General features: G+C 44.4%; 8 protein-coding genes. All 8 read left to right on the top strand.

What is annotated here, in order from left to right:
* Positions 1-21 precede the first annotated feature (21 nt).
* The 8 genes from NST94_RS24290 to NST94_RS24255 all read left to right on the top strand — a co-directional run bounded on the left by NST94_RS24290 (position 22) and on the right by NST94_RS24255 (position 11,843).
* Entirely contained in the window at positions 22-495 is a 474-nt protein-coding gene (locus NST94_RS24290; RefSeq protein WP_076281915.1) for a YhcH/YjgK/YiaL family protein, read from the top strand.
* A 236-nt stretch (positions 496-731) separates the two neighbouring features.
* A complete protein-coding gene (locus NST94_RS24285) occupies positions 732-1,724 on the top strand; it encodes a MetQ/NlpA family ABC transporter substrate-binding protein (protein WP_339281386.1) in 993 nt (330 codons plus the stop codon).
* Positions 1,705-2,481 carry an ABC transporter ATP-binding protein gene (locus NST94_RS24280; RefSeq protein ID WP_076129171.1) on the top strand — a complete coding sequence of 259 codons (777 nt, stop codon included), beginning with the start codon at positions 1,705-1,707 and terminating at the stop codon, positions 2,479-2,481. Before NST94_RS24285 ends, NST94_RS24280 begins: the two co-directional genes overlap by 20 nt.
* A complete protein-coding gene (locus tag NST94_RS24275) occupies positions 2,475-3,227 on the top strand; it encodes an ABC transporter permease (protein ID WP_076186390.1) in 753 nt (250 codons plus the stop codon). Before NST94_RS24280 ends, NST94_RS24275 begins: the two co-directional genes overlap by 7 nt.
* A 470-nt stretch (positions 3,228-3,697) precedes the next feature.
* Positions 3,698-6,271, top strand: a complete 2,574-nt coding sequence (locus NST94_RS24270; protein ID WP_339281385.1) for an alpha-L-arabinofuranosidase C-terminal domain-containing protein — start codon at positions 3,698-3,700, stop codon at positions 6,269-6,271.
* Between the two features lie 75 nt (positions 6,272-6,346).
* Positions 6,347-7,783 carry an extracellular solute-binding protein gene (locus NST94_RS24265; RefSeq protein ID WP_339281384.1) on the top strand — a complete coding sequence of 479 codons (1,437 nt, stop codon included), beginning with the start codon at positions 6,347-6,349 and terminating at the stop codon, positions 7,781-7,783.
* A 167-nt stretch (positions 7,784-7,950) separates the two neighbouring features.
* Positions 7,951-10,881 carry an extracellular solute-binding protein gene (locus NST94_RS24260; RefSeq protein WP_280753685.1) on the top strand — a complete coding sequence of 977 codons (2,931 nt, stop codon included), beginning with the start codon at positions 7,951-7,953 and terminating at the stop codon, positions 10,879-10,881.
* A complete protein-coding gene (locus NST94_RS24255; protein WP_076129175.1) occupies positions 10,878-11,843 on the top strand; it encodes a sugar ABC transporter permease in 966 nt (321 codons plus the stop codon). Before NST94_RS24260 ends, NST94_RS24255 begins: the two co-directional genes overlap by 4 nt.
* The last annotated feature ends 1 nt before the right edge of the window (position 11,844 follow it).

Here is an 11,844-nt window from a genome sequence, read left to right as displayed (position 1 = left end):
ATGTGAGGGGAATGGGAAGTTATGATCTTAGGTTCTTTGTCATCTTGGGAAGAGCATATCAAGTATGAGAATCCTGTCATTGTTGAGGCTATTGAGGAATTGAAAGTAATCTTACAACATGATCCTGATCTTGGGCGAATCGAAATCCGCGGGAACGAAATGTATGCTTCGATTATGGCTTTGGAGGCAAAATCGCTGGAGGAACAAGCCGCAGAGAAGCATGAGACTTATATTGATGTGCATTATCTGATCGAAGGTGAAGAAACGATTGGCTGGGCACCCCTGCAAGAAGGGATCGAGCCCATTAAGCCTTACGATGCCGAAGGAGAATATGCGCTTTATCCCCCATCAGCAGATGAAATATTGTTATCTTTGAAGCCTGGAATGTTCGCGGTCTTTTTCCCTCATGATGTTCACAGACCGGGTATGGGTCAACCGGGGCAGCAGATTAAAAAAGCTGTCATTAAAATCCACACAAATCTACTAACTCCATAACATAGAGATTGAGGCTGGTAGTGGAACCATTCCGCTGTCAGCTTTTTTTGCGTCGCTTCTATTTACTTATATCTAAATTTATAAATATACAAAATATAAAGATTGGTGGTAAACTTAACATGCCTAAAGCTTTTTTTGTAGAGCTTAAGGATTTTTTTGCATGCACATTTATGAGTGAGCAAAGAATATTACAGAGAATTACACTATAGAAAGAATAATGGAGGCAGGAGAGTTAAATGAAGAATAAAGGTCTAAAGAGAATGTTGTTGTTATCTATGATGGTTGTTGTCATCGCTGCACTTGCAGTCGGTTGTGGTTCGAAAAATAATACAAATACAGAATCGTCAGAGGGAGCTGCTCCAGAGGCTGCAAAAGAAGTTACCTCATTGTCGCTCGGTTTATTACCCTCGATTGATGCTATTCCTTTTATCATCGCACATGAACAAGGTTTCGATAAAAAACACGGTGTGGATCTGGACATCCAGACGTTTAAAAGCGCCAAAGATCGGGATGTAGCTTTTCAAGCAGGCAAGCTGGATGGTCTAAGTGCTGACCTGGTTGCGATCTCCATTTACAATGAGGCTGGACTGGATGTGAAGATCACCAGTACAACTTTTGGGGAATTTGATTTACTGACTGGAAATGAATCGATCCAGGATGTGAAGGATTTGAAGGGGAAAACCGTGATTTTGTCCAAAAATACCTCCACACAATATACAGTGGCCATGATGCTGAAACAAGCAGGTCTGACCGAAGCTGATATTACAGTGACAGAGGTTCCACAGATTCCGACCCGTTTAGAATTGCTTAAGAATAATAAGGCGGATGCGGCAATTTTGCCAGAACCTTTTGTAACGATGGGCAAAACCTCAGGCCTGCGTGTACTGAGCTCAACGCTAACTGCGGGAGTAAATCCGTTCGTATTAGCTTTCCCGCAAACTGCAATTGATGCCAAAGCAGAAGCTATCCGCAGTATGTATGCTGCTTATGATGAAGCAGTAGCTTATATGAAATCCCATGAACAATCTGAATATATCGATCTTGTAATCAAAGAAGTAGGATATCCAGAAACATTAAAAGATGAGATCAAGGTACCGGATTATGTACCAGCTTATCAAGTGGATGTGAAGGAAGTAGAGGCTGCATTTGCTTGGGCACGGGAAAAAGGTTTGCTTAGCAAAAATATCTCGGCTGAAGATGTGATTTCTGATGTCCAATTCAAGAAATAAAGGACTCGCCATAAAGGATCTGAAAGTAGAATATAAGAGCGGACAATTAGCCTTAGGTCAGGTGGATTTATCTTTGCCGGAACATGGGATCTACACCATTATCGGACCCTCTGGCAGCGGAAAATCAACCTTATTACGGGCGATTGCGGGCTTGCTGCCTAGCTATCAGGGACAAATTCTTTTTAATGAGAAATCTGTACATGAGAAAGAAACGTTAATCGGGCTGGTGCCGCAGAACTACGGGCTTCTTCCTTGGAAGACTGTACATGATAATATTCAGATAGCGATGAAGATTACGCATACGGCAAGTTCATCCAAGCAAGAACGGGAGACGCAGATTAAGCAGTGGCTTTCGTCGATGGGGATCTCTGATTTAGCAGAACGTTATCCCTTATCCCTCAGTGGAGGCCAACAGCAAAGAGTAGCGATTGCCAGAGCTTTTGCCATTTTGCCTACTATTCTGTTGCTGGACGAGCCATTCTCTGCACTCGATGCGATAACAAGGGAAACGCTGCAGGTCCTCTTTTTAGAGAACTGGATGGCTAACCCGACGACTACATTATTTGTCACTCATGATGTGGAAGAAGCGATTCTGCTGGGGCAAAAGATTATCGTCATGCCGTCCAACAAAGAAACTACACCTGAAATTATTGATAATCATTTGGTGTTTCATATGAAGCATGAGGATAAGCGGGACAGTGTGGATTTCTTTGAGCAGACTAAGCGGATTAGAAAGGTAATGCAGGAGATATGGTAAACAAACGTCGACTTCATCATCTAGTAAGGCTGCTATTTGTATTTGTCTGTATGAATGTAGTCTGGTATATCGCATTTTTACTTATGAACCATTCGATTTTGCCAAGTCCCTTTGCTGTATATAAGGCGATGTTTCAGTTAGGAGCGCAGGATATTGCTATAAATGTAGGGTATAGCTTGTTCAGAATTTTTGCAGGTGTGGTACTGGCGTTAATTATTGGACTGCTTGTAGGTCTTCTAATGGGACGTTCGTTGACCTGGAACAAACTGCTGGACCCTGTGGTTTACTTGACCTATCCTGTTCCCAAAATTGCCCTGCTTCCAGTAGTGATGCTGTTCTTCGGGCTTGGGGAGACGTCCAAAATCCTAATGATCATGCTGATTCTATTGTTTCAGATCATCATTTCGGTAAGGGATGGGGTTAAGGCTATTCCGGACAATACCTATGATGTCTTAACTAGTATAGGTGCCAGCGCTGTGAAGAAGTTCTGGCATGTGACACTGCCGGGGGCATTGTCAGTAATTCTGAGTACGATTCGTATTTCGCTTGGAACGGCGATATCTGTACTGTTTTTTACGGAGATCTATGGAACAGAGCACGGTATGGGCTTTTTCATCATGGATGCGTGGTTAAGATTAGATTATCCGGAGATGTATGCTGGAATTATGTTGTTCAGCTTGGTCGGTTTTATTCTCTTCTTGCTTGTTGATTTTCTTGATTACAAGTTTATGAAGTGGCGGAACTAAATTTAGTTGGAGATTGAACTATAGCTTTCCTTTGCCTGAGTTTAGGCAAGGGGGAGCTTTTTTTATATGATTTTTTGGGGGCAATACAATTAATTTTAGTTTCATTATTATATGAATGGAAAAATAAAACAGTAAAATAAATGAAGAAAAAAATGAAAATTAAACTTACTTAGGGCTGTAAACCCCCGTTTATTTTAGAAAAATATAAAGATGGTGAGATGAAAAGAGGGAATTTGTTTTAAAAAAACTAATAAATCTCTTAATTTCTTGCAAAACTATTGGAAATTATATTCATAAAAGTATAAAAAGGTTTAGTTTAATTTATTTACAACCCGATTTTAGTATGGTATTTTATCAATGGAAACGGATTCATTTAGGTTTTGTGAAATGATTTTAAGTTATTACGAATGGAAGGATCTGTTCACTTCATAAAAATGAAAACGCTAATAAAAAGTTGGAGGGAATTATCTTTGAATAAATATGGACGGAAGCTATGGCTTACGGTGCTGATTTTCGTGATTGTGATTGGCGGGCTGACGTATTATTGGGCTTCTAAGGACGAAAACCCAGCAACACTGTCTCAGGAGTCTGCCAAAGAAGCAACGGGTGAAGCGGGAAAGGAAACTCTTCCAACGGCGACAGCAGCTAACATAAGTAGTGGAACCGCATATACGTTGACTGTGGATACGGCGAATCCGGGAGCTAAGATCAGCCCGATGTTGTACGGAGCCTTTTTCGAAGAGATTAATCATGCGGGAGATGGAGGGCTATATGCAGAGCTGATTTCCAATCGTTCCTTTGAGGATAGTTCGGTCACACTGTTCAATTGGTGGATGGATGAAAAAGGAGGGAGTAAAGGGAAGCTTGCTCTGACCAGCAGTAAGCTTTTGAACGATGCTCAGACCCAGGCAATGGCTTTAACAGTATCATCAGCTGCCGAGGGTGGTTCGGTATCTGCTGTGAATAATGGTTACTGGGGGATTGCTTTGACGAAGGATGCCAGTTACAAGTTGTCTTTCTATGCGCGGCCAGAGCCAGGGGACAATATGCCACTGCGTATAACGTTAGAGAGCCCAGATGGCAAAGAGCTATATGCAGAACAGACCGTTGATAAGTTAAAAGAAGGATGGCATCCATATACATACACACTGACTTCTACAGGTACTGTAGCAAACGCACGAATTGTAATCTCTGCTGCCAATGTAGGGACTGTTTATCTCGATATGGTGTCTTTGTTTCCTGAGACTTGGAACAACAGGGAGAATGGGCTTCGCATCGATTTGGCTGAAAAGGTAGCTGCGATGAAACCCGCATTCGTTCGTTTTCCGGGGGGATGTTTTGTGGAAGGGAAAACGCCAACTGATGCTTATCAATGGAAGAACACCATTGGTCCGATTGAAACGCGTCCCGGTCATAAGGGATATTGGGATTACCGCTCCTCAGACGGGCTGGGCTTCCACGAATATCTGCAATGGGCCGAAGATCTGAAAGCGGAACCATTATATGTAGCTTATATCGGTATTTCACATAACGGAGATCCTATAGCCAAGCAGAATACCGTTCCAGTCAGTGAAATTCAGCCATGGATACAAGATGCGCTGGACGCCATTGAATATGCAAACGGATCGGTTACTAGCAAATGGGGGGCACAAAGAGCCGCCAATGGTCATCCGGAGCCTTTTAATATGAAATATGTAGAGATTGGTAACGAAAACAATTTCCAGATGAGTGAATATATTAAGCGTTATGGCTTGTTTTATAAAGCAATTAAAGAGAAGTATCCAGAGATTCATCTCATTGCCAATGCGGCAGTTGAAGGTGAGCCTATCGAGATGGTTGATGAGCATTACTATGAAACCTCTGAATGGTTCCTCAGCAACTCGAACAGATACGATACTTATGACCGGAGTGGTCCTGAGATTTATGTTGGTGAGTATGCGGTAACCAAGGGTGCCGGAGAAGGCAATCTGAACGCTGCAATCGGCGAGGCCGCTTTTATGATGGGCATGGAACGGAATTCTGATATCGTAAAAATGTCCTCTTATGCCCCGTTGTTTGTGAATACGAAGGATCGTACTTGGAACCCGGACGCTATTGTGTTTGATTCATCGACTAGCTACGGAACACCTTCTTATCATGTGCAGCAGATGTTCGGAAGCAATAAGGGGGATGTAGTTCTTCCAACCTCACTTGTGGCTCTAGGTCAAGAAGAAACCTCCGGTAAGCAATCCATTCAAGGTGGAATTGGTTTGGGGACTTGGGCCACCCAGGTAGAGTACAGCGATGTACGAGTAGCGAAAGGTGATGACGTTCTTTTTGAAGATCATTTCAAGAAGGATTCCGGAGCCTGGACTCTAAACAATGGGGACTGGGAACAATCCAAGGGTACTTTTAAGCAGACTTCTAATGATATTGATATTCGTGCAGTTGCCGGTGAGACTTCATGGAGTGATTATACACTTTCTCTTAAGGCGAAAAAGACTGGCGGAGCAGAAGGCATGCTCATTATGTTCGGCTCTAAAGATGAAGGTAACTTCTATTGGTGGAATCTTGGCGGCTGGGGAAATACGCAGAGCGCGATTGAAAAATCAGTAGGTGGAACAAGAGCAGTCATCGGAAGAACGGTTCCTGTAAGGATTGAGACTGGGAAATTGTACGATATTCGCATTGAATTATCAGGTGCTAATATCCGGCTCTATCTCGACGATGAGCTTATACAAGAGGTGAACGATGAAAGTCCAGCAGGGCCGCTGTTCCAAACTGCGAGCCGTGATCTTGCCACAGGTGAGCTGATCGTTAAAGTCGTTAATGCGGGTGACACTGCTCAGCGCACGGATGTTTCTTTTGCCGGACTTGCCACATCAAGCCTGGAAGGAACAGCTACCGTACTTCAGTCGGACGATTTAAATGCTGAGAATAGCTTCGCTGAACCTGACAAGGTGGCACCTGTAACTCAAAAGGTAAGTGTAGACAAAGGTAGTCTGGAGTTTGAATTCCCGAAATATTCCGTGACCGTGTTAAGACTAAAGGAAGGGGGGAAATAGCCGGTCACGGAGGGAGGTTCACTCCTTCACTATAAACAAGCATTTATTTGTTCAATTTAAGAGGGAGGTTAGGTTATGAGTTCGAAAAGAAAAACGAGCAGTTTAGTCGTATGTATGTTAATGGTTTTTGTGCTTATTCTGTCAGCCTGTAGCAGCGCTGGAAGCTCAACGACGAATAAAAATGCATCTAACAACGGTAAAACGAACACTGAAAAAACTAATAATGCTAGTGAACCAACCAATGCAACAGCTACTGAGGGCACGGAAGCAGTAGATCCTGCCAACGACCTGCCAAGCAAAGATATTCAAGGTGAGGTTACCGTTTGGGCCTTTAATGAAAAAGTGTTCGAGGAAGTCGGCGCTGCATTTATGGCTGAATATCCTGGAATCAAGTTGAAGACGGTAGTTATGCCCTTTGGCGACCTGCATGACAAGCTGCAAACGACAATCGCCGCAGGTAGCGGGGCACCGGACGTAGCAGAAGTAGAAATGTACCAGTTGAACCGTTATATGGCGGGCAATGTGCTGGAGAATCTTTTGGAAGAGCCTTATAACGCTGGAAAATATAAAGATCTGGTTGTTCCATATAACTGGGAGCGTTGGATGACACCAGACAGCTCACAGCTGCTTGGTATGCCTTGGGATATGACACCGGGGGTTTATTACTACCGTGCAGACATTTTTGAAGAGCTTGGATTGCCAAGTGATCCTGCTGAGCTTGGCGAATACATGCAAGATGAAGAGAATCTCTTGAACCTGGCTCAAATTTTGAAAGCTAACGGTAAATATTTCATGGAGTGGAGCGATGGCCCGATCGTATGGGCAGGAGATGAAGTCGGCTACTTTGATAAGGATATGAACTGGACACGTAATACGGACAAAATGGTGAAGGTTCTTGATATTACAAAACGTGGACAACAGCTGGGCTGGGCACCTCATATCGGTTATGGCTCAGACGAAGGTAAACAGCTAGTTCTAAAAGGTGATTTGGTTGGTGTCGTATCGGGTTCATTCGGAGCACGCGGACTTCAAGAAACATTCCCTGAGCTTGCCGGAAAATGGAAGGTAACCCGGTTGCCAATAGGAATTAACGTGGGAATGGGCGGATCAAGCTTTGTTATCCCTTCGCAAAGCAAAAATAAAGAAGCGGCATGGGCTTACATTCAGTGGAGCATGAGAAGTGAAAATGCTTGGAAAATTTGGACAAAACATTCCATTCAGCCGGGTTACAAGGATATTTCCAGTCTTGATTGGTACGCAAACACTAAAAATGAATATCTGGGTGGGCAAGAGGAATTTAAACTATATGAGCAATTAAGCAACGATATTCCAGTCAAACACCTTACACCAGTAGATAACAAGGGCTGGGAAATCTTTATAGCCGCGATCGGTGATGCACTGGCTAAGAACACAGATTCCAAGACGGCTATTCAAAAAATTGGTGATGATGTCTTGAAGCAAGCTTCCAAAGAAATTGCTGCCTTTAAAAAGGCAATGGGAATGCAGCCGTAAGGAAATCTAATAACAGGAGGGGCAGCCTGCAATTGCCAGAGCTGCCCTGCTTGTATTCACTTAAGTCCGAGAGGCCCGTAAAGATGGGAGGAGACCGATGCGTGTTACGCATACTGCGAAAATATAAGATTAGTTTGTTGTTACTGGTACTTTTAGGAGTCTCCCTAGTGTGGTGGAATCAATCACGAGGGTTTGATAATTCAGCGATGGATGGCATCCCCGTTTATGCGGATGTTGATGAAAGCTCTATTTTAGAAAGCGATAGTGTGAATTCAAAACTCGAAGCCTCTTACTTAAGCTATTACGAGGAAAAACAACAGGATGGAGCAAAGGACTCATCGGATTTTACGCTTGCTATTCCTTCGGCGGATTATAAGGCCATTAGTTCTGAAGGTACAGAGGTAATGACGGATCTTGGTGGAAAACCCGGCAAGGTACTAGCGCTTAAAGCAGAGGATAGCTGGGTGGAATATACATTTACGGTTCCGGCAGATGGGTTGTATCAGATGGGGATGGAGTATTATGCCCTTCCTGGTAAACGATCCTCGATCATTCGAAGCGTAAAGATTGATGGGGAGTATTTATTCTCTCAAGTAAAAAAAATGGAATTCCAGCGGATGTGGAAGGAAAGTGCAGAGCCATGGCTGGACAATCAAGGGAATGAATTTAATCCCAAGCGGGAAGAGGTAACAGGCTGGCAATATCGGGAGTTTCGAGATGCCGAGGCCAGAACTGCGGATCCCTTTCGCTTTTATCTGACCAAAGGGGAGCATACGGTGAAGCTGGAAGCCATCCGAGAGCCGGCCGCACTTAGTGAACTGAGAATATTTTCTCCAGAACCGCTCCCGACTTATGCGGAAGTGAAGCAGGAGTATGAGAATAAGGGTTACAAGCCTGTTCAGAATCAAGTGATCAAAATTCAGGCAGAAGAATCCTCCCTTCGTTCAGATCCAACGCTGAAGCGGATCGAGGACCGGGAGCCACTCACCGAACCTTTTAACAAAGATGCTATTGTGCTTAATAGTTTTGGGGGTGTCGGGTGGCGTACGGGTGGACAATGGGCGGAATGGGATTTCGAGATTCCTGAGTCAGGGCTCTACAATATCGCAATTCGTTACGGCCAGTGGTTCCTAAACGGGATACCGGTGGAACGCCGGATTATGATTGATGGCGAGGTACCGTTCCAAGAGCTGAATGCCTTGAAATTCCCTTACAAAGCGGAATGGCAAGTAAACAAGCTGGGAAATGAGGACGGAGAATACTTCTTTTATCTCGAACAAGGCAAGCATACGTTGCGGATGGAAGTTCAAGTATCGGGTGTAGGCGGAATGATTGAAGCTGTGCTGAACACTACACATAAAATGTCTCTTTTGGGACGTGAAATCACGCAGGTAACGGGAACGAACCCTGATCCAAACGGGGATTGGCAGCTGGAGCAGAACATTCCTAATCTTGTGCCACGTTTACATTTGATGGCGCGGACGTTGGATGATGCTGTGCAGGATATGTATGCTTTTGGCGTTGCTGATGGAAGCTCTGAGCTGAGTACGCTTTATGAAGCACGTGATCGGTTCCTGGAAATGGCGAAGGATACCTCAAGTATTCCAGGTCGTCTTCAGCAATTTACGGATCTGCAGTCATCGCTTGGCTTATGGGTCAACGGATTAATGAAGCAGAGTATTGTAATGGACTATATTGAAGTGAAGTCGGAAGATCAGCCATGGCCTAAAGACGCGGCTCCTTGGTATACCCGTGTAGGGACGATGACGTATGACTTCTTTAGTTCTTTTACAAAGGATTACAGCGGCATAGGAAATACGTACAAAAATGAAAAGGTGCTGGATGTCTGGATCTCTCGTGGACGTGATTGGGCGGAGATCATTAAGCAAATGGTGGATGAGGACTTTACACCAAACACGGGCATCAAGGTGAACGTCAATATTATTCCTACACTTGCAGCGGATCAGAAGCAGATTCTGTTATTAGCCAATACTGCCGGACTTGCTCCCGATGTGGCACTGGGGGTTGAGGGTGAAGTGCCGATTGACTTCGCGGTGCGGAATTCACTCGTGAATCTGAATGAATTCTCGGATTATCAAGAGGTTGCTGAACGTTTCAGAGCGGGCGCACTGATTCCTTATAAGTATGATAACGGAGACTTCGCATTGCCGGAGAATCAGAACTTCACGATGCTCTTTTACCGGAAAGATATTATGGCACAGCTGGGCATTAGCGAGAAGGATATTCCGAATACGTGGCAAGAGGTTATGGAACTGATTCCTGTGCTGCAACAAAACGGGATGGACTTCTATTATCCACATGCCCCGAACAATCCGAGTCTAGCCATTAATGAGTTTGCGCCGTTCTTATTCCAGTATGGTGGAGATTTCTATAAGAATAATGGGATGTTGTCTGATCTGGATTCACCAGAAGCTCTGACAGCTATGAAAATGTGGACGGGACTCTTTACGAACTACAAGCTGCAGAAACAAGCGGATTTCTATAACCGTTTCCGTTCTGGAGAGATGCCAATCGGCGTTGCTGATTATTCCACATACATCCTGTTATCTACTGCCGCACCTGAATTGACAGGCTGGTGGGGCATGAAACCAATGCCGGGTATTGAACAAGCCGATGGACAGATTAACCGTTCTACAGGCGGGCTTGCACAGACAGGAATTATTTTTAAGGATACGGATATGAAAGAAGAGTCTTGGGAGTTCTTGAAATGGTGGACCAGTGCGGATGCACAGGAGAACTTCGGCTCAGAGCTTGAGTCTTTGCTGGGTGTTGAAGCTCGTTGGAATACAGCCAATGTTGAAGCGCTCAAACGTCTGCCGTGGCAGCAAGATGATATCGACGCCATTATGGAACAGTGGGAGTGGTTTAAAGAGCGCGAAGTGGTGCTTGGAGGATATTACACGACCCGGCATATCGCCAACATCTGGAATGAAATTGTGCTCAACGGTAAATTCCCGCGGGAGGCGATGGAGCAAGGTGTGCGTGAAATCAATAAAGAGCTTAGTAAGAAACGCGAAGAGTTTGGAATTGAAACTTCCCAGACTTCAAGCGCTAAAGAGGAAGGAGGTCAGAAATGAGTAGTGAAATAATCACACCGGCACAGAACGAAGCCGTACAGATGCAGCCGACGAAAACTCCCGGGAAATGGGCGCAGCTTTGGTTGGATATCAAGAAAAATAAAGTTTCCTATTATTTCTTGGCCCCTTTCCTGATTCTATTCACCGTTTTTACTATTGTTCCTATTATCATGTCCGTCGTTTTAAGCTTCAGCTATTACAACATTATTGAGACACCGAGATTCATTGGCTTCTCTAACTATAAGCTGTTGTTTGTAGACGATGATATCTTTCTTAAAGCTGTTGGGATTACGCTAAAATTTGCCATTATTACAGGTCCGATAGGTTATATTATGGCCTTCTTGCTGGCCTGGCTGATTAGCCAGATTCCGCAGAAGTTCCGCTTTTTCTATACCCTATGCTACTATGTGCCATCGATTACAAGTGCAGTAGCAATGTCCGTGGTTTGGTTGTATTTGTTCGCCGGCGACCGCAAGGGGTTGCTCAATCACTGGCTCATTCAGCTGGGGATTATCAATGAACCTTATTTATTTCTACAAAATGTAGATTCGATCGTACCGGTGATCATCATAGTTTCCTTATGGATGAGTATGGGGGTAGGTTTCCTTGCTTTTCTGGCCGGACTTCAAAATGTACCGACAGATTTATATGAAGCTGGCTCAATTGATGGGGTCAAGTACCGCTGGCAGGAGCTTTGGTACATTACGATTCCATGCGTCAAACCGCAGCTATTATTCGGTGCGGTGATGCAGGTGGTCGGTTCGCTTACCGTATTTGACGTCAGTATGCGGCTTGTTGGATTTCCGAGTCCCCTTTATGCAGGCCATACGATTATGGCGCATCTGTTCGACTACGCATTTATCCGCTTTGAGATGGGATATGCGTCAGCGATTGCTGTATTACTGTTCGCTTTGATGCTTGGGCTCAACCGTCTCATCTTCAAAGTGCTGGGGAGGGATTAGG

Source organism: Paenibacillus sp. FSL H8-0282 (assembly GCF_037963825.1).
In the GTDB taxonomy this organism is placed as follows: domain Bacteria; phylum Bacillota; class Bacilli; order Paenibacillales; family Paenibacillaceae; genus Paenibacillus_AQ; species Paenibacillus_AQ odorifer.
Note: the sequence above shows the minus strand (reverse complement) of the source record. Positions and strands in the feature narration are given on the sequence as shown.

Excerpts from the sequence above, each read along its gene's own strand:
- NST94_RS24290 (WP_076281915.1), top strand. The coding sequence starts at position 22 with ATGATCTTAGGTTCTTTGTCATCTTGGGAAGAGCATATCAAGTATGAG.
- NST94_RS24285 (WP_339281386.1), top strand. The coding sequence starts at position 732 with ATGAAGAATAAAGGTCTAAAGAGAATGTTGTTGTTATCTATGATGGTT.
- NST94_RS24280 (WP_076129171.1), top strand. The coding sequence starts at position 1,705 with ATGTCCAATTCAAGAAATAAAGGACTCGCCATAAAGGATCTGAAAGTA.
- NST94_RS24275 (WP_076186390.1), top strand. The coding sequence starts at position 2,475 with ATGGTAAACAAACGTCGACTTCATCATCTAGTAAGGCTGCTATTTGTA.
- NST94_RS24265 (WP_339281384.1), top strand. The coding sequence starts at position 6,347 with ATGAGTTCGAAAAGAAAAACGAGCAGTTTAGTCGTATGTATGTTAATG.
- NST94_RS24255 (WP_076129175.1), top strand. The coding sequence starts at position 10,878 with ATGAGTAGTGAAATAATCACACCGGCACAGAACGAAGCCGTACAGATG.